The sequence below is a fragment of the Halovibrio variabilis genome (assembly GCF_007991175.1).
In the GTDB taxonomy this organism is placed as follows: Bacteria; Pseudomonadota; Gammaproteobacteria; order Pseudomonadales; family Halomonadaceae; genus Vreelandella; species Vreelandella variabilis.
This window is the reverse complement of record NZ_BJXV01000012.1, coordinates 148,578-170,740: the sequence shown is the minus strand read 5'-3', so window position 1 is coordinate 170,740 and position 22,163 is coordinate 148,578. Positions and strand designations below refer to the sequence as shown.

General features: G+C 53.2%; 23 protein-coding genes and 3 tRNA genes. 17 read left to right on the top strand and 9 right to left on the bottom strand.

What is annotated here, in order from left to right:
* Positions 1-79: 79 nt before the first annotated feature.
* A complete protein-coding gene (hisC, locus tag HVA01_RS12180; protein WP_146875682.1) occupies positions 80-1,141 on the bottom strand; it encodes a histidinol-phosphate transaminase in 1,062 nt (353 codons plus the stop codon).
* A 167-nt stretch (positions 1,142-1,308) separates the two neighbouring features.
* On the opposite strand from hisC, the gene HVA01_RS12175 reads away from it, so the two are divergent.
* From HVA01_RS12175 to mnmH, 4 genes are all read left to right on the top strand, one after another.
* Entirely contained in the window at positions 1,309-1,755 is a 447-nt protein-coding gene (locus HVA01_RS12175; RefSeq protein WP_146875681.1) for a copper resistance protein NlpE N-terminal domain-containing protein, read from the top strand.
* A 115-nt stretch (positions 1,756-1,870) separates the two neighbouring features.
* Positions 1,871-3,241, top strand: a complete 1,371-nt coding sequence (gene radA / locus HVA01_RS12170; RefSeq protein WP_146875680.1) for a DNA repair protein RadA — start codon at positions 1,871-1,873, stop codon at positions 3,239-3,241.
* Positions 3,242-3,297: 56 nt separating this feature from the next.
* Entirely contained in the window at positions 3,298-4,335 is a 1,038-nt protein-coding gene (gene selD, locus HVA01_RS12165; protein ID WP_146875679.1) for a selenide, water dikinase SelD, read from the top strand.
* A complete protein-coding gene (mnmH, locus tag HVA01_RS12160) occupies positions 4,332-5,417 on the top strand; it encodes a tRNA 2-selenouridine(34) synthase MnmH (RefSeq protein ID WP_146875678.1) in 1,086 nt (361 codons plus the stop codon). Before selD ends, mnmH begins: the two co-directional genes overlap by 4 nt.
* 17 nt (positions 5,418-5,434) lie before the next feature.
* On the opposite strand, the gene HVA01_RS12155 is transcribed toward mnmH, so the two are convergent.
* Positions 5,435-6,127, bottom strand: coding sequence for a type 1 glutamine amidotransferase (locus tag HVA01_RS12155; protein WP_146875677.1), 693 nt, complete (start codon positions 6,125-6,127; stop codon positions 5,435-5,437).
* Between the two features lie 125 nt (positions 6,128-6,252).
* On the opposite strand from HVA01_RS12155, the gene HVA01_RS12150 reads away from it, so the two are divergent.
* Entirely contained in the window at positions 6,253-6,855 is a 603-nt protein-coding gene (locus HVA01_RS12150) for a YjaG family protein (RefSeq protein ID WP_146875676.1), read from the top strand.
* 34 nt (positions 6,856-6,889) lie between these two features.
* Here the strand turns inward: HVA01_RS12150 and hisF are convergent, their stop codons facing one another.
* The 4 genes from hisF to hisB all read right to left on the bottom strand — a co-directional run bounded on the left by hisF (position 6,890) and on the right by hisB (position 9,729).
* Positions 6,890-7,663 (bottom strand): imidazole glycerol phosphate synthase subunit HisF, encoded by a 774-nt coding sequence (gene hisF, locus HVA01_RS12145; RefSeq protein ID WP_146875675.1) that lies wholly within the window; start codon positions 7,661-7,663, stop codon positions 6,890-6,892.
* A complete protein-coding gene (hisA, locus tag HVA01_RS12140) occupies positions 7,660-8,406 on the bottom strand; it encodes a 1-(5-phosphoribosyl)-5-[(5-phosphoribosylamino)methylideneamino]imidazole-4-carboxamide isomerase (protein WP_146875674.1) in 747 nt (248 codons plus the stop codon). The genes hisF and hisA overlap by 4 nt, the downstream gene beginning before the upstream one ends.
* 11 nt (positions 8,407-8,417) lie before the next feature.
* Positions 8,418-9,059 carry an imidazole glycerol phosphate synthase subunit HisH gene (gene hisH / locus HVA01_RS12135; protein WP_146875673.1) on the bottom strand — a complete coding sequence of 214 codons (642 nt, stop codon included), beginning with the start codon at positions 9,057-9,059 and terminating at the stop codon, positions 8,418-8,420.
* Positions 9,060-9,135: 76 nt separating this feature from the next.
* Positions 9,136-9,729: an imidazoleglycerol-phosphate dehydratase HisB gene (hisB, locus tag HVA01_RS12130; RefSeq protein ID WP_146875672.1), complete on the bottom strand. Its 594-nt coding sequence runs from the start codon at positions 9,727-9,729 to the stop codon at positions 9,136-9,138.
* Positions 9,730-9,995: 266 nt separating this feature from the next.
* Here hisB and HVA01_RS12125 point away from each other — a divergent pair, with 266 nt between their 5' ends.
* The 10 genes from HVA01_RS12125 (at position 9,996) to HVA01_RS12080 (ending at position 17,951) form a co-directional block, all read left to right on the top strand.
* On the top strand, positions 9,996-10,478 hold the full coding sequence (locus HVA01_RS12125; protein WP_146875671.1) for a GNAT family N-acetyltransferase: 483 nt from the start codon (positions 9,996-9,998) through the stop codon (positions 10,476-10,478).
* Complete coding sequence (locus HVA01_RS12120; protein WP_146875670.1) at positions 10,479-12,821, top strand: AsmA family protein; 2,343 nt, start codon at positions 10,479-10,481, stop codon at positions 12,819-12,821.
* Positions 12,822-12,930: 109 nt separating this feature from the next.
* Positions 12,931-14,025 (top strand): A/G-specific adenine glycosylase, encoded by a 1,095-nt coding sequence (gene mutY, locus HVA01_RS12115; protein WP_146875669.1) that lies wholly within the window; start codon positions 12,931-12,933, stop codon positions 14,023-14,025.
* A 56-nt stretch (positions 14,026-14,081) separates the two neighbouring features.
* Positions 14,082-14,357: an oxidative damage protection protein gene (locus HVA01_RS12110; protein ID WP_146875668.1), complete on the top strand. Its 276-nt coding sequence runs from the start codon at positions 14,082-14,084 to the stop codon at positions 14,355-14,357.
* A gap of 123 nt (positions 14,358-14,480) precedes the next feature.
* Positions 14,481-14,556: transfer RNA gene (locus tag HVA01_RS12105), tRNA-Phe, on the top strand.
* 6 nt (positions 14,557-14,562) lie between these two features.
* Positions 14,563-14,637, top strand: a tRNA-Gln gene (locus HVA01_RS12100).
* A gap of 73 nt (positions 14,638-14,710) precedes the next feature.
* Positions 14,711-14,786, top strand: a tRNA-Thr gene (locus HVA01_RS12095).
* A gap of 275 nt (positions 14,787-15,061) precedes the next feature.
* The gene (locus HVA01_RS12090) at positions 15,062-16,135 is read left to right on the top strand and encodes a DUF262 domain-containing protein (RefSeq protein ID WP_146875667.1); all 1,074 of its coding nucleotides are present in this window, start codon (positions 15,062-15,064) and stop codon (positions 16,133-16,135) included.
* Between the two features lies 1 nt (position 16,136).
* The gene (locus HVA01_RS12085; RefSeq protein ID WP_170243513.1) at positions 16,137-16,871 is read left to right on the top strand and encodes an MAE_28990/MAE_18760 family HEPN-like nuclease; all 735 of its coding nucleotides are present in this window, start codon (positions 16,137-16,139) and stop codon (positions 16,869-16,871) included.
* Positions 16,872-16,883: 12 nt separating this feature from the next.
* Positions 16,884-17,951 carry a DNA cytosine methyltransferase gene (locus HVA01_RS12080; RefSeq protein ID WP_146875666.1) on the top strand — a complete coding sequence of 356 codons (1,068 nt, stop codon included), beginning with the start codon at positions 16,884-16,886 and terminating at the stop codon, positions 17,949-17,951.
* Positions 17,952-18,492: 541 nt separating this feature from the next.
* Here the strand turns inward: HVA01_RS12080 and HVA01_RS12075 are convergent.
* The 3 genes from HVA01_RS12075 to HVA01_RS12065 form a co-directional block, all read right to left on the bottom strand.
* Entirely contained in the window at positions 18,493-18,930 is a 438-nt protein-coding gene (locus tag HVA01_RS12075; protein WP_146875665.1) for a hypothetical protein, read from the bottom strand.
* Positions 18,931-19,556: 626 nt separating this feature from the next.
* On the bottom strand, positions 19,557-19,730 hold the full coding sequence (locus HVA01_RS12070; protein WP_146875664.1) for a DUF1289 domain-containing protein: 174 nt from the start codon (positions 19,728-19,730) through the stop codon (positions 19,557-19,559).
* Positions 19,730-20,095, bottom strand: coding sequence for a hypothetical protein (locus tag HVA01_RS12065; RefSeq protein WP_146875663.1), 366 nt, complete (start codon positions 20,093-20,095; stop codon positions 19,730-19,732). The genes HVA01_RS12070 and HVA01_RS12065 overlap by 1 nt, the downstream gene beginning before the upstream one ends.
* A 268-nt stretch (positions 20,096-20,363) precedes the next feature.
* On the opposite strand from HVA01_RS12065, the gene thpD reads away from it, so the two are divergent.
* Complete coding sequence (gene thpD, locus HVA01_RS12060) at positions 20,364-21,362, top strand: ectoine hydroxylase (protein WP_146875662.1); 999 nt, start codon at positions 20,364-20,366, stop codon at positions 21,360-21,362.
* A gap of 118 nt (positions 21,363-21,480) precedes the next feature.
* Positions 21,481-22,146 (top strand): fumarylacetoacetate hydrolase family protein, encoded by a 666-nt coding sequence (locus HVA01_RS12055; protein ID WP_146875661.1) that lies wholly within the window; start codon positions 21,481-21,483, stop codon positions 22,144-22,146.
* The last annotated feature ends 17 nt before the right edge of the window (positions 22,147-22,163 follow it).

The window sequence follows — 22,163 nt, the reverse complement described above, 5'->3', positions numbered from 1 at the left end:
TAAAGCTGCCTCCCACGGTGCGCCTACTAAGCTGGAAGCTTCTTTACCTGCAAGTGCTTCTTATAGAAAGCTGTAACGCTTAACCGCAAATCACCTCTAGCGCTTCCATCAAACTATCCATCTCATCATCAGTCCCTATAGTGATACGTAGGAAGTTGTTGAGCTCTGGGGTATTAAAGTGGCGCACCAGGATGCCACGCTCGCGTAGGCCAGCAAATAGTTGAGGACCGGCATGCTCAGGGTGCTGGGTAAGCACAAAGTTCGCCTTGGATGGCAATACCTCAAATCCCAACCCTTCAAGACGTTGACGGGTACGCTCACGGGTGGTGATCACATGCTCGCGGCAGGCCTCAAAATGCTCTGTATCCTTTAGTGCAGCAATGCCCACTAAGCTTGCCAAGCTATCCACTGGATAAGAGTTGAAGGAGTCTTTGACCCGCTGTAGCCCGTCGATTAGCTCCTCTGAGCCTACTGCGTAGCCTAAGCGCAAACCTGCTAAGCTGCGTGACTTCGAAAACGTGCTAGTGACTAGCAGGTTCGGGTAGCGGTTAACCAGCGCGACGGCGCTTTCAGCGCCAAAATCGACATACGCCTCGTCCACCAGTACCACTCGGTCCGTCACCCGCTGAAGCAGTGCTTCAATGGTCGCCAGCGAATGCGCATGGCCGGTCGGCGCATTGGGATTGGCAAAAATAACCCCGCTGCGTTCGCCGCCATCGGCGAGCGCCTGCGTATCGACTTCCCACTGGGCATTAAGCGGATGCTTGCGTAGCTCTACGCCGTAGAGATTGGCGTACACGGGATAAAAGCTATAGGTGATGGCAGGTACATCAAGCGGCGCGTTGTGGCAAAAAAATGCCTGAAAGGCAAACGCCAGCACCTCATCGGAACCGTTGCCCACAAAAATTTGGCGACTGTGAACGTTAAGCGTTTCCGCCAGCGCTGCCCGAAGCGACGCGGAGGTGGGGTCCGGATAGAGCCGCAGATGGTCGGTGGCGTAATCGCGCAGCGCTTCACCGACGCCCGGTGCAGGCGGGTAAGGGTTTTCATTGGTATTGAGCTTAACAAGCTGCTCGCGTGGTTGTTCGCCGGGTACATAAGGCGTTAATTCGCGAACGGCCGGACTCCAGTATTGGCTCATGGGGGTAACCTGATTAGCGTAACAAGATACGCCATGGTCGCTTGAAGACTAACCAAGCGCAAGCATTCGCAGTGCTAGGGGTGTGCGTTGCACCTTGTAGCAGTTATGCTGTCACAACTGCGCAACCATAGATGTGACGTCCAACACGAGATTAAGGAGACACTCAAATGCAACTCAAGAGTTTGCTAGCCGGTTCGGCTATGTTGGCACTGCTGGCTGGCTGTGCGAGCGGCCCGATGGAACAGCCGCAAGAAGAAGTAGCGGCCGCACAGCAAAATTACCAGGGCTCGCTGCCGTGCCGTAACTGCGACGGTATCGATCTGGATGTCACGATGATAGGGGAAGAAACCAGCGCAGCTGAAGAGCGCACCTTCACGTTGAACGCTTCTTACCGTAACCACCCCCAAACCCCGCCGGACGAAAACTACGCGGGTAACTGGGAAGTGTTGACCGGCACGCCGTCTGATCCGGACGCGACCGTTTACGAGCTGACGCCGGATGGCGACGGTCAAATCTATTACTTCATGCGTATCAATGAGAATACCTTGGAGTTGATTGATCCAGAGCGCCGCCGTTTTGAAAATGGTGAGATGCTACAGCTAACGCGCCAGTAAGTTAGTCGTAAGCATCGCAAAGGCGGCCTTCGGCCGCCTTTTGTATGTATAACCCTTACTGAGCAACTCTCTTCGGACGTTGCTCAGTCATCATCGTGATAGGAGCGTCATCGCAGTGGCCAAAGCCAAAAGCGCCTTTGTGTGTACCGAGTGCGGCGCTGAGTATCGCAAATGGCAGGGGCAATGCAGCAGTTGCCAGGAGTGGAATACCCTAAGCGAAGTTCATTTAGCGAGTGCGCGTCCCGGTGGCGGTGCCGCCCCTGGCCGTTCTGGCTACACGGGTGATCTTTCCCGGGAAGTGATTGATCTGGGCAATGTTGATCTCAGCGAAGTGCCGCGGATGAGTTCTACGTTTGCGGAGTTTGACCGCGTACTGGGCGGTGGGCTTGTGCCCGGCTCGGCGGTGCTGTTAGGCGGCAATCCTGGGGCGGGAAAATCAACCTTACTGCTACAAACCGCCTGCAAACTGGCCCAGCAGCGGCGTATTCTCTATGTGACGGGAGAGGAATCGCTCTCCCAGGTAGCCATGCGTGCTCATCGCCTGCAGCTGCCTACCAGCGGTTTGAAAATGCTCGCCGAGACCAGCGTAGAAACCATTCTGGCGGTATCGGAGCGAGAAAAGCCGGAAATCCTGGTGATCGACTCGATCCAAACCATGCATTTGGAGGATATTAGCTCGGCGCCGGGGGGCGTTGCCCAGGTGCGCGAGTCAGCTGCTGCGTTAACCCGGTTTGCCAAGAAGACCAATACGGTTTTGTTGCTAGTGGGGCATGTGACGAAAGATGGCTCGTTGGCGGGGCCGAAAGTGCTTGAGCATATGATTGATGCCTCCCTGTTGCTGGAGGGCGGTGCAGACTCCCGCTTTCGCACCCTACGCGGTCAGAAAAATCGCTTTGGCGCCGTGAATGAGCTCGGCGTTTTCGCCATGCTTGAGCAAGGCCTCAAAGAGGTTAAAAATCCCAGTGCGATCTTTCTTTCCCGCCAGGAAGTGCAGGCCCCCGGCAGCCTTGTCATGGTGGTGTGGGAAGGCACTCGGCCTATTTTGGTTGAGGTGCAGGCGCTGGTCGATGAGTCGGCGTTGGGCAACCCGCGACGTGTAGCGGTTGGCGTGGATCAAAACCGTTTAGCCATGCTGTTGGCGGTACTCAATCGACATGGTGGCCTGTTTACTGGCGATCAGGATGTGTTCCTGAACGTGGTGGGCGGTGTAAAAGTGCTTGAAACCAGCGCCGATCTGGCGGTGCTGCTAGCAGTGGTTTCTAGCCTGCAAAATCGCGCACTACCCAAAGAGTTAGTGGTATTTGGCGAGGTGGGTCTATCGGGCGAGATACGCCCGGTGCCCAGCGGCCAAGAGCGCATTGCTGAAGCGGCCAAGCACGGCTTCTTGCGTGCGATCGTGCCGCGTGGCAATGCGCCTAAGCAGGCGCCCAAGGGCATGGAGGTGATTGCCGTGGATAAACTCAGCGATGCCTTAGAAGCCCTGTAGACCAAAGAGTGGACTAAACTAATGATATCCCCCCTAAAGTGCCAAGGAGAGACACCATGAGTTCGATTCGTTTGACCCAATATAGCCACGGTGCTGGCTGCGGCTGTAAAATTGCCCCCGATGTGCTGGATGGCATTCTAGCCAAGGCAGGGCCTGCAGCGGGTCATCAGCATCTCATTGTGGGCAATAATGGGCGCGAAGATGCAGCGGTGTACGACCTTGGCGATGGCCGCGGCATGATCGCCACCACCGACTTTTTTATGCCGATTGTCGATGACCCCTTCGATTTCGGGCGTATCGCTGCCACCAATGCCATCAGCGATGTTTATGCCATGGGGGGCACGCCGGTCATGGCGCTGGGCATTTTAGGCTGGCCGCTGGATAAGCTCAGTGCCGAAGTCGCGGGTGATGTCATGGCGGGGGCGCAGGCCGTGTGTCGTGAATTAGGCGTCGCCCTGGCCGGTGGCCACTCTATTGATGCGCCCGAGCCGATTTTCGGGCTTGCCGTGAACGGCTTAGTGGATCTCGACAAGCTCAAGCTCAACAGCACCGCTCAGCCTGGGGATCTATTGTTCTTAACCAAACCGCTAGGGATAGGGATGTTAACCACGGCGGAAAAGCGTGGTTTGCTGGAAACCGGCCATCACGGCCTCGCCCGCGAAACCATGCTCAAGTCCAATAGCATTGGTATGAAGCTTGCCGACGTGAAAGGCGTTAACGCCATGACCGACGTCACCGGGTTTGGTTTGGCAGGGCATCTGTCTGAAATATGTCAGGCCAGCAACGTCATGGCGCAAATTGACTTTCGCCGCCTGCCGCGTCTAGCCGAAGCAGAGACATACCGCCGCCAAGGCGCCGTGCCCGGCGGCACGCAGCGTAATCGCGACGCCCTGGGGGAAGGTTTCCCCGCCATGGACGAAGCCCACTGGCAGTGGCTGTGTGATCCGCAAACCTCCGGCGGCCTGCTGCTCAGCGTTAACCCAGCATGGGAGGACGACGTTGAGCGTATCGGCCGAGAGTTCGGCTTAACCCTGCAGTCATTTGGTGTCATGAGAGCGCGTCAAGGTAAGGCGTTGATTGAGGTAGTTGGGTGACACAGACGACGCCAACTGTGTTGAGTTTGATCAGTGAAGGTCGACCGTTAATCGATGTGCGTGCCCCGGTAGAGTTTGCCCAAGGCGCGCTGCCGGGGGCCGTTAATCTCCCCTTGATGGTAGACGAAGAGCGTCGCCAAGTAGGCATTGCTTATAAAAAGCACGGCCAGGCCGCGGCGATTGAGCTAGGCGAGCGCTTGGTCAGTGGTGAGATCAAGCAGGCCCGTATTGCAGCGTGGCAGGCGTATTTAGCCGAGCATCCGGATGCGCTGATTTACTGCTTTCGCGGCGGGCTGCGCTCGCAAATTGCTCAGCGGTGGTTGGCAGAAGCGGGTATTTCAAGGCCGCGCCTGGAGGGCGGTTGGAAAACCATGCGCCAAGCGCTATGTGGGCGTATCGACGCCGCGGCCTTGCAGCCGATGCTGGTGATCGCCGGGCTAACCGGGTGTGCTAAAACAACACTGATTAACCAGCTTGACAACGGTGTCGATCTAGAAGCCTACGCCCACCATAAAGGCTCTGCCTTTGGGCGCAGGCCCGAAGAGCCCGCTACCCAAATCAACTTTGAGCATGCGCTGGCCAAGCGGCTAATCGGGCTGCCCGAAGGGCTGGTCATCGAAGATGAGTCCCGCCACATTGGTCATGCCAACATCCCGCTCAATTTTTGGCGGGGGCTGCAGCAAGCGCCTCGGATCCGTATCGAAATGCCATTGGATTGGCGGCTTGCCCAGATTCAGCAGGATTATATTATCGACTTGGAGCAAGCCTACACTGCCCGCTACGGCAGCGATCAAGGCTGGCAATTAATGCAAGCGCAGTTAAGCAACGCCCTTATTCGCTTGGGAAAACGCCTGGGTAACGCCCGCCTGCAGCGTTTACAGCGGCTACAGACGTTGGCGTTTAAGGCGCATGCCCAAGGCAACCCGCAAGCCCACGAAGCCTGGCTAGCGCCGCTACTCACCGAGTACTACGACCCGCTTTATCGCTACCATTTAGACAAGCAGCGTGACACGGCGCCGCCAGAAATCCACGTGGGCGACTGGGACAGCTGCCTAGCGGCGGCCAGGCAGTGGAACCGTTAACTGACGGGATACCGCTATTATGCGGCGTTAAGCCACTGGGTCATGACGCGATCAAGTAGCGGCGCGAGGTGAACAAAGCGATTGGGGTTGTCGAGAATTTGGGCGTTGTCTTGCACATAGCGCCCCGCTGCCGGTGAAGTGCCCTGAGTGAGCGGGGCGGCGCTAAGTAGCTGTTTCACGCTGGTGGGGGTCGCTTCCAAATGGCATAACAGACCGATTACCCGGCCGCTGTCCCAGGTAAAACCCTGCAGCGGCGCCGCTTCGCTACCGCCTAGCGGGAACGCATCCTCAGGCAAGCTGAAGACATAGCGATGCCACATAAAAGCCGCGAACGCTTCGGGTAAATCCAGCGCGCTTTCCGGCGCTAGGGTGATGCTATGCCAGCCCGCCTCAAGGTAAGTGCCAGGGCCTACCACCGCGCCTAGCGCTTGGGCAATCCAGTGGGCGCCCATGCCGATACCCAGCAGCGGTTTTTGGCCATCCAGGTAGCGGTTGATGAGTTTATCCTCCGCCTTAAACCACGCAGGAGGGTGATCAAGGTGCTCTTCTGGCCCATCGAGCACAATCAGCGCGTCGCACTCGCCAGGGCGTGGCGTTAGCTCGCCTGCGTAGAGATGAAAAATAGTGTAGCTATGGCCCATACTGGTGAGCCAGTCGGTGACACGGGCGGGGCCGTGGTCAGGGCCGTGCTGTAGCAGATGAATATGCATGATAATCTCCTCGCCGGCCGTACAATCATCAAGGCATTGGGGGGATTCCCCAATGCCATACGGTGACAATAACGTAACCGCGAATTTTCACCAATATCCCCCGTTAAGCGATTCAGGAAATCAGTATGGTGTCGAACCCTCAGGGCTTTTACCAACAGCTGCAAGCACTCCCATTACCTGCCCAACAGGCCTTTATGGCGGCGCTATGCGAGCGCTTGTTGCCAAACTACGCGCTGTACGAACAAACCACGGGGCAGGGTGATGGTCATACGCTCAACGCCGTGCTGAGTTTGGTCTGGGAGCGGCTCAACGTGCCCAATGCCAGCATCGATTTTGCCCGCCAAGCGGAAAAACTCGCCGAGTGCGAGCCACCGGCAGAGGATGACAGCTTTGGCGCCCGGCGCGCCCTTGATGCCGTGGTGGCTGTGTCGGCGCTGCTGGATACCCTGCAGGGCGAATCCCCCGAGGCCGTGCTGGATGTGAGCCGCACCTCCCGTGCGGGCGTGCGCGCCTTTATAGAGCTCACCGAAGGTGAAGATGACGCGGCAACACTTGCCCTGATGATTCGTGACCACCCGCTAATGGCCGATGAAAACGATTTTCAAGACGCCGTGCTAGAAGCCGTCAGCCAACCGCTGGATAAGGCAGCGCTGAAAGAAGTGCGCCAGTTGGGCCGCAATGGCGGTATCAGTAACTTGGGTTTAACGCTGGAGGATGCCGGAGCGTAACGCCCCGGCAGGCTGACGTTCTTGAAGACTAGCGCTAAAGCCGCATGTCGATACCGCGTTCGGCCATGTAGCGCTTTGCTTCAGGAATGGTGTACTCGCCAAAGTGGAAAATACTCGCTGCCAGCACCGCATCAGCGCCGCCTTTCAAAACGCCATCAACAAAGTGATCCAGATTGCCAACACCGCCTGAGGCAATCACCGGCACGCTGACCGCTTCAGAAATCGCGTGGGTCACGCCCAGGTCAAAGCCAACCTTGGTACCATCGCGGTCCATGCTGGTCAGTAGCAGTTCACCCGCGCCGAAATCCACCATCTTCTTCGCCCACTCGACCGCATCCAGTCCCGTTGGGCGGCGGCCGCCGTGGGTGAATATTTCCCAGCGCGGCGTCTCACCCTCTCCAGAAACCCGCTTGGCGTCAATCGCCACCACAATGCACTGGCTGCCAAAGCGCTCGGCGGCTTCGCGCACAAACTCAGGGTTGGTGACCGCCGCGGTGTTGATCGAGACTTTATCCGCCCCGGCGTTCAACATGGTGCGAATGTCGTCACAGCTGCGAATGCCGCCACCCACGGTCAGCGGGATAAACACTTCCCCGGCAATACGCTCAACCATTTCGACGGTCGTATCGCGATCTTCGTGGCTAGCCGTAATATCGAGGAAGGTGATTTCGTCGGCACCCTGCTGGTTATAGCGCTGGGCAATCTCTACCGGGTCGCCGGCATCGCGAATGCCCACAAAGTTAACGCCCTTGACCACGCGGCCAGCGTCGACATCCAGGCAGGGGATAATGCGTTTGGTAAGGCTCATGAGCCGCCTCCCGTTAGTTGGTCGCTCAATCGCTGGGCCTCCGCAAGGTCGAGGCTGCCTTCATAAATAGCGCGCCCAGTGATCGCCCCCAAGATGCCGCTGTCAGCCGCCGCACAGAGTGTTTTGATATCGTCAAGGTTGGTGACGCCACCCGACGCGATCACCGGTAAACCGCCTTCGCGAGCCAGTTGCGCGGTAGCTTCTACGTTAACGCCCTGCATCATGCCATCGCGGGCGATATCGGTGTAGACAATGCTGGAGACCCCGTCGTTGGCGAAACGCTTGGCCAGTTCGGTGGCTTTCATCGTCGAGACTTCGGCCCAGCCGTCGGTCGCGACATAGCCATCCTTGGCATCAAGCCCAACAATCACATGGCCAGGGAAAGCGCGGCACATCTCACCCACAAACGCGGGCTCTTTAACCGCTTTGGTGCCGATAATCACGTAGGAGACCCCGGCATTCAAGTAGTGCTCGATGGTGTCCGCGCTGCGAATGCCGCCACCGATTTGAATCGGCAGGTCAGGGTAGGCACGGGCGATCGCGGTAACCGCGTCGCCATTAACCGGTTTGCCTTCAAAGGCACCGTTCAAGTCCACCAGGTGCAGGCGGCGGGCGCCGGCTTCCACCCAGCGTGCCGCCATGGCTACCGGGTCGTCGCCGTAGGAGGTGGCGTCTTCCATACGGCCTTGTTTCAGCCGGACGCACTGGCCGTCTTTGAGATCAATCGCGGGAATTACCAACATAAACCATCCTCTCAGGGCGTCCAGGTGACAAAGTTTTCGAGCAGGCGCAGGCCCGCGCGGGAGCTTTTTTCGGGGTGGAACTGCACCGCGAAGGTCGCGTCACGGCCAATAGCCACGTGGGCGCTGATCTTGCCGTATTGGGTCGTACCCAATACTTGCGCGTCGTCAGCGGCATTAACGTAGTAGCTGTGTACGAAGTAGAAGTGTTCGCGGTTATCAATGCCGGCCCACAGCGGGTGATCGTGATGCTGCTCGACCACGTTCCAGCCCATATGCGGCACTTTCAGGCGTTGTTCGTGGGCGTCGCGCATGTCACTTGGGAAACGGTCCACGCTGCCTTTAAAGAAGCCCAGGCACTCCACGCCGCCGTTCTCCTCACTGCGCTCGAGGAGCATCTGCTGGCCCACGCAGATGCCCAGTAACGGCTTAGCCTGGCGGGTTAAAATATCTTCTACCAGTCCGCGTAATTCGGTGCGTTCAAGCTCGCCAACGCAGTCGCGAATAGCCCCTTGGCCAGGCAGTACTAAGCGGGTTGCGCCAAGAATGCGGCGTGGGTCGCGGGTAATGACTACATTCTCATGCGTCACATGCTCCAGCGCCTTGGCCACAGAATGCAGGTTGCCCATTCCATAGTCGATCACAGCAATGGTCATGAAGCGCTCCTTAGAGAAGTAGACAAAATGGGGTTAACGACATAGCCCGTGGCCTTACGCATGACATGACGCAGCATTAAAGGCTCCCTTTGGTGGAAGGCATTTGGCCTGCCATGCGCGGGTCTTCCGCCACGGCCATGCGCAGGGCGCGCCCGAAGGCTTTAAAAATTGTTTCCGCCTGGTGATGAGCATTAAAGCCTTTGATGTTGTCGATATGCAGGGTGACACGAGCGTGATTGACGAAACCTTGGAAAAACTCCCAGAACAACTGGGTGTCCAAGCTGCCAATGGTATCGCGAGTGAACTCAACGTTCATATATAGCCCTGGGCGCCCGGAAAAGTCGATGACTACCCGGGAGAGTGCTTCATCAAGGGGCACATAGGCGTGACCATACCGATAAATGCCGCGCTTATCGCCAATCGCTTTAAAAAAAGCTTGGCCTAGGGTAATACCCAGGTCTTCTACGGTATGGTGGTCGTCAATATGCAGGTCACCCGTCGCGTTGATGTCGAGATCAATCATTCCATGGCGGGCAACCTGATCAAGCATATGATCCAGAAACGCAACGCCGGTTTGGCAGCTAAGACGACCTTCGCCATCGAGGTTGACGCTGACCTTGATCTGCGTTTCGTTGGTGTCACGGCTCACTGTGGCAATACGCGCTGACATGTTGCATCTCCTGCGCTGTGGCGCGCTCTGAGGAATAGCCCTTAGGAACGGTCCTTAAGAACGGTCCTTAAGAACGGTCCTTAAGAATAAATGACCCTAAGTGGCAGTCGGTGACTCTGCATCAAGTTACCACTGTTTGATCAGCCTGTGGCAAAGCGACCATTATAGTGAATTGGCACCCTCATCCGCTACAATGCGTGACATGTAGCCGTTATTAACAACGACACAAACAGCAGCCAAGCTGCTTAGGCGAAGAGGATTTCACCATGCCGGTGACACTTCAGCATGTCGACCAAGCCCGTTGGCAAGCCGACGAGCAGGTGCGCCTTGACCTAGTTCGCATTTACCAGGATGCGCCCCAAGAGCGCATGCCGACCCCAACGGTCGAGCCGTTTATTGAGCAGCATTTTAAAGGCCAGCACTTTTTTGCCTGCGCGCACTTTAACGACCGGCTGCTGGGGGCGGTCGCTGTGCAGGAAGGCGAAGACCGGGCCTGGTGGCTTTCAGAGCTGTGTGTACGCAAAACGACGCGCCGTCGTGGTGTCGGTTCGCGCTTAATGGCGTTGTTGGGCGAGCAGGCCAAACAAGAAGGTCGCGTGCTGCGAATTGAAACCTCTTCACTGCCACTGGCCGACCGTGTACTGCTATCTAAATTAGGTTATCGGCCAATGACCAATCCAGACACTCCGCTAGCGGGCATGCCTGCTACCAGCGATTTTGTTGAGTTAGACCCACAAGGGAAAGGGTAGATGAAACAGTTATTACGTATTTTACTGGCGGCCGTTGGCATCCTTGCCATCGTCGCGGTCGCCGCCGTGGTCTATGTGACCACCTTTCTTGATCCCGAAGACTTCAAGCCCCGCTTAACCGCCGTCGTGGAAGAGCAAACCGGTCTCCATCTAGCACTGGATGGCCCGATTAACTGGTCATTCTACCCGCGGATCGGTGTCAGCGTAGAGCAGGCGCGGACCTGGTTGCCCGAGCAGCCTGAAGACAACCCCGCTTTTGCCGCGGTTGATCGTGCGGAGGTGAGTGTGGCGTTCGGCCCGCTGCTGCGTGGGGAAATTGCCGTTGATGGCTTAACGCTGGACGGTGTGCGCCTGAATCTAGAGCGCGACGCTCAAGGTCAAGGTAACTGGGAACCCTTGTTAGAGCGGCTATCCGAACAAAACAGTGGCGCGGCGGAAACGGTGCTGGCGCCTGCCAGTGCAGGCCCCAATGCCGACGCCGGTAACTTGGCCGTGGTATTGAGTATCGCCAGCGTTGAAGTGAAAAACGCCGATATTCGCTTTCGCGATGCGCAAACCGAAGCGCTGTGGCGCCTGCAACAACTCAATATCTCGGGTAGCAACGTCAACCCGGTGCGCGCCTTTCCGCTTAAAGCCATGTTTACCCTGACCAAGCATAACCGCCTGGATGCGGAGGTGCTGGAGCGCGACCCCGACATGACCAGCGAGGTGAACCTTGAAACGCGCATGCGGCTGGGTTTGGAAGAGGAGTTGTTCGTACTCGAAAATACCGCCCTGTCCACGCGCACGCACACCAAGGCTAATGAAGAGCCACAACAGCTCAGCTTAAAAGCCGCCGAAATAGTCGCTCGTATGGGCGAGCAACAACTCTCCATTAAAGAGGGGTTGCTTGAAGCAGGGCTACGTAATGCCGAAAACTGGCAGGGCAGCCTAGCGCTGGCGCTTGCCTTTGGGTTGGAAGGCGACTGGCAAGCGCAAACTGCTCAGCTGAAAGAACTGCAACTGACCGGGCCAGACGGCCTGCGCGTTAGTGGGCATTTAAACCTGGCGCAACTCCGCGACGCGCCGACTTATAGTGGGCAGATAACGGCTGCCCCCTTCACGCTGCGCCCATGGCTTTCCCGTGCAGGCATTACCCTTACCACCGCTGGCGAATCCGCACTCAGCGATGTGGCGATGACCAGTCCGATTAAAGGCGACACAGAGCAGTTCTCGCTGCCCAGCCTCTCGCTGGTGGTGGACGACAGCACGTTTACCGGTGAGCTATCGGCGGCACTGGACGGCTCTCGGCTAGCGTTCGACTTGGCTGGCGATCAGTTAACGCTGGACCACTACTTACCCGGGGCGGCCACGGCGAAGCAGGCCAGCCGTGGCCTTTTTCGCAAAGCCTTCGCGCAAAACGGTGACTCGCTGCTGCCACAAACCGTGCTCGGTGAATTAACGCTGGAGGGCGATTTGAGTGTCGATAAGCTGGTTTTTGCTGGGTTGACGTTCGATAACCCGCGTTTGCAGCTGCGCGGGGATAACGGCGTCCAGCGGCTAACGGCGTTTGAGTCAGGTTTCTACCAGGGTCAACTCAACGCCACCGGTCAGGTGGATGCCACGGGGTCAGTGCTAGAGTGGCTGCTGTCGCCGACGATTAGCAACGTCCAAGTGGCGCCGTTGATTGAAACCATCAGCGCAGACGAAGAGGCGTCACCGCTACGCGGGCGCTTTGACTTATCTGGCGACCTGACAAGCCAAGGCAACACGCGGGAATCACTGATCAGCAACCTCAATGGCACGCTCGCGGCTCGCTTAAACGACGGGGCTATTTTAGACACCAACATCTCTCAGCAAATGTGCGAACTGGTTGCCCAGTTAGAAGCAGGCGAGGGCACTCAGCGCGACTGGCATCCTGATTCCCGCTTTGAGCGCTTTGAGGCGACCTTGCAAATTAACAATGGTGTGGTGGCAAGCGACAACTTGCTGATTACCTTGCCGGGCATTGATGTGCAGGGCGAGGGTGAATTCAACCTGACCAGCATGAACTTTGATACCCGCGCGAATGCGCGTTTGGTTGATACCGCCGACGTGGCCTGCGAAGTCAATCCACGCCTTGAGCAGCTGCCGCTTCCGGTACGCTGCGAGGGCCATCTGGGCGATGAGCGTACCGAGTGGTGTCGCTTTGACCGCGAAATGTTCCAGACCGCCGTGGTTGACCTGCTGCGTAACGAAGCCGGAGAGCGTGTGAATGAAGAGCTGGAAGAGCGCTTAGGCGATTCTTTAGACGGCTTGGATGAGCGCCTTGGCGAAGGCGCTGCCCAAGAGCTCCGCGACGGTCTGCGTGGCCTGTTTAACTGAGCATCGGTGCAAGTTCTAAATGTAAGCCATCAGTGCTGCGCCGGCCTCAACACCGGCGCTTTTTTATTGAGACCTTGTCTATATGAAACATTCTGTTTCAGGAGCGTGCATGGCGGATATGCCCACGCCGCGGCTGGCGGCGGACGAGTTTCAGCGTCGTCTTTTGGCTTGGTTCGATCAACATGGCCGCCACGACTTACCTTGGCAATCACCGCGCAGCGCTTATCGGGTGTGGGTGTCGGAAATCATGCTGCAACAAACCCAGGTCACCACCGTTATTGCCTATTTTGAGCGCTTTATGGCGCGCTTTCCTACACTGGAAGCGCTGGCTAATGCACCGCAGGACGAAGTGCTGCACTTATGGACCGGGCTTGGCTATTACGCCCGTGCGCGCAACATGCATAAAGCCGCCCAGGTTGCGGTAGCCGAGCACGGTGGAGAACTACCGACACACAGTATCGACGCTTTAGTGGCGCTCCCTGGCATTGGCCGTTCCACTGCTGGCGCTATCATTGCGCAAAGCGCCGGGCATCGGGCCGCCATTTTAGATGGCAATGTAAAGCGCTCGCTTACTCGCCTGCATGCTTTGCCTGGCTGGCCGGGCAAGCCAGCGGTAGAGCGCAAGCTATGGGCGCTGGCCGAGTATTACACTCCCGCCACGCGGTTAGCCGATTACACTCAGGCGATGATGGATTTTGGCGCCACGCTATGTAAACGCAGCAAGCCCGATTGCCCGCGCTGCCCGTTTAATGATGTCTGTTTGGGCTATGCCCAGGGCGAGCCGCAGCGTTACCCTGAATCCAAGCCGAAGAAGGCGCTGCCCACGCGCCAGACAATCATGCTGATGCTGCGCGACCCGGAAGGTCGGGTATGGCTGGAGAAGCGCCCGCCTACGGGCCTATGGGGCGGGTTATGGAGCCTGCCGCAGTTTGACAAGCACAGCGAGCTCAACGACTGGCTGGAAGCCCACGCGGTGAACCCCGAGCGTGAAAGTACCCAGGCCAGCTTTTATCATACCTTTAGCCATTTTCGCCTAGCGATTACCCCGCAGCCGGTCAGCTGCGATAGGCTGGGCGGTATTCGCGAAAGCGGCGTGTGGTACGACATCAATCATCCGCCTGAGCTGGGCCTGGCTGCCCCGGTCAAAGCTCTGCTCAGCCAGCTGGCACCGTTTACTCTCAATCCAACCCCAGGTCACGCCTAGGCGTTTTCTAGTGGGTTAAATGATCACCCATAAAATCGCAGCACCAGGAGCATCCTATGAGCAACACTGTTTTTTGCCGCAAGTACCAAAAAGAGCTGGAAGCGTTGCCGTTTCCACCGCTGCCGGGTAAACAGGGTCAAGAGATTCAGGCCACGGTTTCCAAGCCCGCGTGGGAAGCCTGGCAGTCGCTGCAAACCCGCCTGATCAACGAAAAGCACCTGAATATGCTGGATCCAGAATCACGGGCATACCTGATGGAGCAGATGCAGCGCTTCTTCGATAACCAAGAAACCGATCAGGCCGAAGGGTACGTCCCGCCTTCACAGCCATAAGCTACCAAGCGGTGCGATGACAAGCGCAGTACAAAACACCCCTAAGCGCCGGTATGGCAAGAAAGTTTCACAAAGGTGTTGACGATAAGCGTCGATTTTAGTTTAATACGCACCGTTGGCAGCGGCCAGATAGCTCAGTCGGTAGAGCAGGGGATTGAAAATCCCCGTGTCGGCGGTTCGATTCCGTCTCTGGCCACCACACTGCTGGGGTATCGCCAAGTGGTAAGGCACCGCTTTTTGGTAGCGGCATTCCCAGGTTCGAATCCTGGTACCCCAGCCATTGCCAACCAAATTTCTTGTTGATTGCAGAGCCTAACAGCGAAGCAATCATGCTCTCAAGAAAAACGTGAAGCGCCGACATAGCTCAGTTGGTAGAGCAACTGACTTGTAATCAGTAGGTCCCGGGTTCGACTCCTGGTGTCGGCACCACTGAAAAGTGGTTAAAATCAGAGCGTTAGAGAATTCAAAAGGCCACCTGTCAAGGTGGCCTTTTTTTTTTATAGGCCCGCTTAGCTTGTTTTTTTCTGTTAAATTAATTAATTTAGCCTTACCTCATGCAGCTCTAATGCCTCGTATATCGTTTCTTACCTCTAAGTGGTAGAGTAAATCAAACACTGAAAGTCGAACGCGTTACACTTTTATTTCGATAATTTGTAGCTATCAGCTCGATATGTAGATTGGTTTGTTAGTTAAGAGTGGGTGCAATGGTCAATAAAAAAGTAATACATCTAAAAACCCAAAAAGAAGCCGAGCTTGCAGAGATGCAAATTGTCGAGCTCTCAAAGAGGATTGAATTTTACCTTACCGAATACTCTGTCGAGCTGTTAGCAGACAAAATGAAGAAAGGTGATTTTGTTGTTCCTGATTATCAGAGGGAGTACACGTGGGAAGATGAAAGGAAGTCAAGGTTCATTGAGTCCCTAATGATTGGCTTGCCAATCCCTTTTTTGTTTTTCTGGGAAATGCCTGACGGACGGCTTGAAATTGTTGATGGATCACAGCGGTTACGGACAATTGAAGAATTTATTTATAAAGATTTTAGGTTGGGAGAGCTTGAAAGTCTTGAAAAGCTTTCAGGATTCAAGTTTTCAGAGCTTTTAGACTCAAGGAAAAGAAAAACTCTTAATCGTTCAGTCAGGGGTATTGTTTTAAACGAGCATGCAGATGAGCAAGCTAGATTCGATATGTTTGACAGGATAAATACGGGAAGTAAAGTAGCTAATAAAGCGGAGATTCGTCGAGGGGCTCTGGCTGGGCCTTTCATGAATATGATAACTAAATGTGCGGAGATGCCTCTCTTTGAGAAGCTTGCTCCTGTTTCACAAAAAGAAAAAAATGAAAGAGTTAGAGAAGAGTTGATTACTCGGTATTTTGCATATGGAGATGACCTTTCTGAATATAAAGATAAGCCGTCTGAATTTTTATTTAATTATGTGAAGAAAATGAATCGTAAAGCTGAAGAGGATGCTTCTCTCGTTGAGGAGTATTCTAGTGATTTTTTAAACAGTATGAAATTCGTTGACGAAGTGTTTCCATATGGTTTTAGAAAGACAGTAAAAGGAAAAGCAACTCCTAAAGCTAGATTTGAGTCAATAGCCATAGGCGTTAAGATGGCACTTAAAGAAAAGCCTGAATTATCAGTAGAAGAAGTTGGTGATGTTAGGATATGGATGGAAGACAAGGAGTTTCCTAAAGTTACAGGCTCGGATGGCGCTAATGCAAAAGCAAGGCTTCTTGGGCGAATAAATTTCGTAAAGACTAAACTTTTAGGTGGTTAAAGTGGAACTGCTGAGAAATACATTTAAAGAGCGCCTTGATGAAGTTAACTCTTACATGGATTTGTTAGAAGCACTTGACCGCCAGTCTACTAATGGTGCGCCAAGAATTGAAGGTGAGAGCGATGCGATAAGTAGACAGCAGTTAAAAATTCTATATTCTTGTGTGTATTTACAGCTTTATAATTTAGTAGAGGCGACGATAACTTTATGTTTGGATATGGTTGCCAGAGCAGCAACAAACAATGAAAGCTGGCTTCCATCCGATTTTCGGGAAGAGCTTTTCCGTGAGTGGGTAAGATCTATGGCTAGGACTCATGTTGATTTGTCGCCTGATAAACGTTTAGCCCAAGCGCTAGAGGTTTGCCGTTATTTTGTTTCTTCTTTGCCTGTTAAAACTTTTTCTATTGAAAAAGGTGGAGGAGGAAATTGGGATGATGGGGCAATTGAAAAAATGACTATCAGGCTCGGTTTTAATTTGAATATTAGTCGTGATATTCATAGTGGAGTTAAAAGGCCTATAAGAGATGATATGGGGGCTCTTTCTTTAGTTAAAAGCTTAAGAAATAGGCTGGCTCACGGCTCTTTATCCTTTACAGAAAGTGCAGAAAACACAACTGTTAGCGAGTTGTTAGATCTTAAGGAAAGAGCGGTAAAGTATCTAGAGGAAGTCGTTGAGTGTTTTTGTGGTTATGTGGAGAGATATGAATTCCTTTTGGATGATAAGCGTCCTGCATGAGAGTGCTTGTTAATGACGATTTGTAATTTTTCAAAAATCGCAGCGGTTGATCTATTCTGTGGTGTTGGTGGTCTTGCTCATGGCTTACTTCGTGCTGGTATAGAAGTACGGGCGGGCGTGGATATAGATTCACATTGTAAGTATCCTTTTGAGAAGAATAATAAGGCGCTTTTCGTTGAAAAAAATGTTAGCGAGATAAAGAAAGCTGATATTGATGATATGTTCGGCCAACATGCCGGGCTTAAATTAATAGCGGGATGTGCACCTTGCCAACCATTTTCAACATATAGTCGTAGTAAAAAAGATAAAGCAAGGTCTGAGCAATGGTCGCTTGTTTTACAATTCGGTAGACTCGTGGAAGAAGCCTCACCAGATTTAGTGGTGATGGAAAATGTGCCTCAATTGCCCAGACATCAAGTTTTTCAGGAATTTCTCGAACAACTTAAAGGCTATTATGTTTGGTGGTCTATTGTTGATTGTCAAAATTTTGGGATCCCTCAAACTCGTAAAAGATTGGTATTGCTAGCTTCAAAGTTAGGAAGAAATGAACTCTATATTCCAAATGATTTTGGTGGAAAAATTACTGTTAGACAAGCTATAGGCAGTCTTGAAAAAATCCAAGCTGGTCGAAGAAATAAGCACGATCCACTACATGTATCTTCTTCTCTCAGCGAAATTAATATTAAGAGAATTAAAGCATCAAAGCCTGGCGGTACTTGGAGAGATTGGCCCGAAAGTCTGCAGGCCAACTGCCACAGGAAAAAAACTGGCTCAACATTTCCTAGTGTTTATGGGCGAATGGAGTGGGATGCAGTAGGCCCTACAATTACAACACAGTGTTTTGGGTATGGGAATGGTCGTTTTGGTCATCCTGAGCAAGATAGGGCTATTTCTTTGCGAGAGGCTGCAATGCTACAAACATTCCCTAGAGATTATAGGTTTATTGCTAATAATGAAGACGTTAAGTTCAGTCGTTTAGGACGTTTGATTGGTAATGCGGTGCCGGTAAGATTAGGTGAGGTTATAGCAAAATCCTTGCTTCGTCATATAAGCTCATATGAGAAGCTGAATGTTGCGTAGTTAAATTACTATTAGTTCTCTATGGTGTTGACCATAAGGTGATTTTTCATATACTAGATAATTATTTAATTAAATAATTGTATTGATGTTTTAGTGTAGAAAAATTGATTGAAAAAGCCTTGGGGATAGGTAGTGTAATTAGTTGTAAGGATTGCTAGCGCTGATAAAGATGCACCACCTCAAAATTAGTTGGCGGTTTATTGTTGTAACCAATAGCAAACCGTCACGTCTTCTACACGCCATGCTTTTAAGTGCCTATGGAAAAGTAAATCGAAAATAAGTAGTCAGTAAGCATTTGATTTATAATATTTTTGATACGCGAAAAAATATGCGTAGATAATTGTCTGCTCTCGGGCGTTGATCAATAAAAAAACATGAGCATGAAGGCCTTCGTCTTACAGCTTAATAGGCGGCTTTCAAAAAGCGTTTTGACGTTAGACGAAAATTTATGTGCTGGTGGACTTTATGGGTGCTTCACCGATAAAGTCCACCAGCAACCCCCTAAACAGTATTGTTTAGGGGGTGTAATCATCAAACATTTTTAACTCTTATTGACTAGACGCTCCATGTTTAGCGCAATCGATAAAACCAAAATCAAGCCTTCTTTTAGTAATGACATGCCAATCACAGAGAAGTAAAAATACACCAGCACGGTTACACCAGCCGCAATACCTTGCATGAGACCGCCGTACCCCATGCTACCGCCAATCAGTGCAATAACACTTATCAAGATGCCGATAAACCACGATAGAAAAATAGCGCCATCCCAGGCGGCTCTAAACCAATCAAAAACAGGGAATTCAGATTTGCTAGAAGCTACCTTTTCTTCGTCACTACTTTGACGCATCGCAGCTAGGCGTAAGGCCGCTCCTTTCCAGATTGACCAAGGAATAGTAAAAAATCGTACCACACAAACGACAAGCGCCTGAATAACCGCTGGTACAATCGCATCGCCAACTTGGTCTTTTAGCTGAATCATGTTCATTTTCCTTAAGTTTTAAATACGCCTTTGGCGCAGAAGCATCAATGCCTCACTGAGATACCGCTTGTTTATTACAAGCAGAGAAGCCAACCAAAAAGGTTGATAAGTTTAGCTTATTTGCAAAACGTGTTTCTCAGCAGTTGAAAGTTAGCCTATTCTAATGCTGCTAATATCAACGACCGCCCGCGAATTGAGTATTTGGCCACCCGCTTGCTTTGCGAGAATATTCTTATAATTTTTATCCTTCACATGCTCTGTGGTTTTTATTTGACATCTACCTGTGCTGGGGCTCAGCAAAGGGCGCGCTGCAAAATACGTCACCATAGCGCCATATTCCTAATACTTTTTTATGAGCCGAAGATATACTACCTAATCCTATTTAGTAAATAAATAGACTTTTATAAAAGTTTGCTAATGCAAAATTATGCGCAAGTACAGCGTCCATCGCAGCGCTTAAATCCGCCCCGCTTATTGGCAGCTAAGCGATGACGGCTTTCCCCCATAGTATCGCCCAGCGAACACGCCATGCGCACGGTGCCATGACTTGGCGTACCAAGCCGGTATGCTAACGTAGACGATTGGCTGTCAACGCCGAAAGACCTTGAACAAGCCTTATATCAGCACTACTTATTGAGTTTTTTGCGGCGCTGATCTGCTCGCTTGAGGGCGGTGATTTTTTCCGGGCGTTTCATCGATTTCCACTGGCGTATTTCCTCCGTGCTCCTTCCGCAGCCGGTGCACAGGCCACCCTTGAGCTGGCAGAGGGATACGCAGGGGCTGTCGATTTTTTTAGTCATCAATGACGCACTGCAGTCGATTGTAATCGGCGTTGCCAGTTACCGTTATGGGTGCGCTGGCAGGCCTGTTCGCTATCAAAATCGGTATGCTGTGAAATATCGTCAATCGCGACGTCGGCCTCGGCCAGCGCCGTAGCGGTAAGCGCGTACAAACGCTGCTTAGTTTCGCTCTTGAGCGCTTGGGTCAGATGGGCGTCCGTATCGAATACCCAGGTAACGAGCAAACTGTCAGGAAAATGTAAGTAGTCGACGCGATGGGTGAGCCACTCGAACCCCTGATATTGAGGCTTGGCCTGCTCGCAGGCGTGGGTCAGCGAAGCGATCAGTTTTCTCTCTACTTTGCCGCGTTCCCGTTTGGGGATCATAGGTACTCCTTGATGGTCAGCCAGGCGCCGCTTTCAGAACGATTAGCAGCCAATAAGGTTGCTTTGAAAGCGTTGATTAGCCTTCGTGTTGCCTTAAAAACCACTCTTAAATTTTTTCACGTAACCTACGTTATCAAACCGGCAAACGCGCCTTGCAGAGACGTTTAAGTTGGCTAGGCTACTCCTTACACGCCGTTTAGGTTGTGCATTATGATTACGCTTTGCAATATCTTCGATCTGAAACCTAATCATACAAGGAGTGGATTAGATGACAGTCAAAAAGACATCGTTAAATACGGCAAACATCCATAAGCAATATAGTGAAATGGCCGATACGCCTAATGTTCACAGCACACAGGCTCAGCGCACACCGGTACAGGATGCCTACCCGTCGCGTTTGGCTGATATTCCTGAGAAAACCTGGCTGCCACGCCAAGAGGCAGTGGTCAAAGGTCGCCAGCTCTCCGGGCCGTTGAGCCAGGCGCAGCTTGATGAGTTTGAGCGAAAAGGCTATCTGTTTATTCCCAACCTCATTGAAGGCGCTGAGCTTGATCAGCTGCGTCAAGAAATGAAGGCGTTGCTGAACAACGATGAGTATCTCGATAAAGATTTCAGCGTCACTGAACCCGACAGCCAGGAAATTCGCTCGCTGTTTGCGGTGCACTTTCTTTCCGAGCGCTTGGGTCAGCTGGCCAGTGACGAGCGCGTCGCCGGCGCGGCCCGGCAAATTATTGGCGACGAGCCCTACGTGCATCAGTCACGTATCAATTATAAACCGGGGTTTGCCGGTAAGGGCTTTAACTGGCATTCGGATTTTGAAACCTGGCACGCAGAAGATGGCATGCCGGAAATGCACGCGGTTAGCGCGTCGTTGATCTTGACCGACAATCACGAGTTCAACGGCCCGCTCATGCTGATCCCCGGGTCGCACAAGAAATTCGTGCCGTGCCTGGGTGAAACGCCGGAAGACAACCACAAACGCTCGTTGAAAGCGCAGGAAGTGGGTGTGCCGAGCCCCGAAGCGCTTGAAGAACTGGTGACTGAACACGGTATTGAAGCGCCAAAAGGCAAGGCGGGTGGCTTGCTGCTGTTCGATTGCAATACCCTGCATGCCTCAAACGCTAATCTGTCGCCCGACCCGCGCAGCAACGTTTTTTTTGTGTTTAATCGCCCGGACAACCGCTGCCAAGCACCCTATGCAGCGGGAAAACCGCGGCCTGATTTCTTGGCCCATCGCCCTGATCAACAGGCTGCGTCATATCGCTAAGATGTCGTGGGGAGACAAAATCATGGCTGGGGGGTGTGGAACCTTAGTAGAGGTGGGGTAAACTGTTGCGGCTGTCGTTGCAAATGCGGCACGCATAATGAGAAGGAGAATACCCGCCATGCGTTTTGTTCCACAGTTTACCGATGGCCAGGAGTTTCCCCATACACTGGGCAAGGTTGTCTGCATCGGGCGTAATTACGCCGACCATGCGAAAGAGCTGGATAATCCGATTCCCACGGAGCCGTTGCTGTTTATTAAGCCAGCGACCAGTGTGGTTGATCTCACCAAGCCGTTGGATCCACCTTTTTCCCGCGGCGATGTGCATTACGAAGTAGAGCTTGCTCTGCTGGTGGGTGAAACCTTAACCCATGCCACCCTGGATGAAGCCGAGCGTGCCATTGTAGGGATTGGGCTGGCGATGGATCTGACCCTGCGTGATGTGCAGACGAAGCTAAAAGAGAAGGGGCACCCCTGGGAAGTTTGCAAAGCATTCGACGGTGCCTGCCCGCTCTCGACGTTTCTGCCACTAAGCCGGGTACCCAACTGGAATGCGTTGGAGTTCACGCTTGAGATTGATGGTGAAGAGCGTCAGCACGGTGAGGGGGCTGATATGATCTTTGCCGTTCCCACGCTGGTGGCCGAAATGAGCCGTCACTTCACCCTAGAGCCAGGCGATGTGATTCTAACCGGCACGCCTTCAGGGGTTGGGGAGTTGGTGCGCGGCTCAAAACTGCGCCTAACCTTGACCGGTGGTTTAGACGTTGAAACCAGCGTGGTTGAATAACGAAGACGCCTTAAGCA

What these genes read in the sequence shown, in the direction of transcription:
- hisC (WP_146875682.1), bottom strand. Translation starts at nt 1,141, where the DNA reads ATGAGCCAATACTGGAGTCCGGCCGTTCGCGAATTAACGCCTTATGTA.
- HVA01_RS12175 (WP_146875681.1), top strand. Translation starts at nt 1,309, where the DNA reads ATGCAACTCAAGAGTTTGCTAGCCGGTTCGGCTATGTTGGCACTGCTG.
- selD (WP_146875679.1), top strand. Translation starts at nt 3,298, where the DNA reads ATGAGTTCGATTCGTTTGACCCAATATAGCCACGGTGCTGGCTGCGGC.
- HVA01_RS12155 (WP_146875677.1), bottom strand. Translation starts at nt 6,127, where the DNA reads ATGCATATTCATCTGCTACAGCACGGCCCTGACCACGGCCCCGCCCGT.
- HVA01_RS12150 (WP_146875676.1), top strand. Translation starts at nt 6,253, where the DNA reads ATGGTGTCGAACCCTCAGGGCTTTTACCAACAGCTGCAAGCACTCCCA.
- hisF (WP_146875675.1), bottom strand. Translation starts at nt 7,663, where the DNA reads ATGAGCCTTACCAAACGCATTATCCCCTGCCTGGATGTCGACGCTGGC.
- hisA (WP_146875674.1), bottom strand. Translation starts at nt 8,406, where the DNA reads ATGTTGGTAATTCCCGCGATTGATCTCAAAGACGGCCAGTGCGTCCGG.
- hisH (WP_146875673.1), bottom strand. Translation starts at nt 9,059, where the DNA reads ATGACCATTGCTGTGATCGACTATGGAATGGGCAACCTGCATTCTGTG.
- hisB (WP_146875672.1), bottom strand. Translation starts at nt 9,729, where the DNA reads ATGTCAGCGCGTATTGCCACAGTGAGCCGTGACACCAACGAAACGCAG.
- HVA01_RS12125 (WP_146875671.1), top strand. Translation starts at nt 9,996, where the DNA reads ATGCCGGTGACACTTCAGCATGTCGACCAAGCCCGTTGGCAAGCCGAC.
- HVA01_RS12120 (WP_146875670.1), top strand. Translation starts at nt 10,479, where the DNA reads ATGAAACAGTTATTACGTATTTTACTGGCGGCCGTTGGCATCCTTGCC.
- mutY (WP_146875669.1), top strand. Translation starts at nt 12,931, where the DNA reads ATGGCGGATATGCCCACGCCGCGGCTGGCGGCGGACGAGTTTCAGCGT.
- HVA01_RS12110 (WP_146875668.1), top strand. Translation starts at nt 14,082, where the DNA reads ATGAGCAACACTGTTTTTTGCCGCAAGTACCAAAAAGAGCTGGAAGCG.
- HVA01_RS12090 (WP_146875667.1), top strand. Translation starts at nt 15,062, where the DNA reads ATGGTCAATAAAAAAGTAATACATCTAAAAACCCAAAAAGAAGCCGAG.
- HVA01_RS12080 (WP_146875666.1), top strand. Translation starts at nt 16,884, where the DNA reads ATGACGATTTGTAATTTTTCAAAAATCGCAGCGGTTGATCTATTCTGT.
- HVA01_RS12075 (WP_146875665.1), bottom strand. Translation starts at nt 18,930, where the DNA reads ATGATTCAGCTAAAAGACCAAGTTGGCGATGCGATTGTACCAGCGGTT.
- HVA01_RS12070 (WP_146875664.1), bottom strand. Translation starts at nt 19,730, where the DNA reads ATGACTAAAAAAATCGACAGCCCCTGCGTATCCCTCTGCCAGCTCAAG.
- HVA01_RS12065 (WP_146875663.1), bottom strand. Translation starts at nt 20,095, where the DNA reads ATGATCCCCAAACGGGAACGCGGCAAAGTAGAGAGAAAACTGATCGCT.
- thpD (WP_146875662.1), top strand. Translation starts at nt 20,364, where the DNA reads ATGACAGTCAAAAAGACATCGTTAAATACGGCAAACATCCATAAGCAA.
- HVA01_RS12055 (WP_146875661.1), top strand. Translation starts at nt 21,481, where the DNA reads ATGCGTTTTGTTCCACAGTTTACCGATGGCCAGGAGTTTCCCCATACA.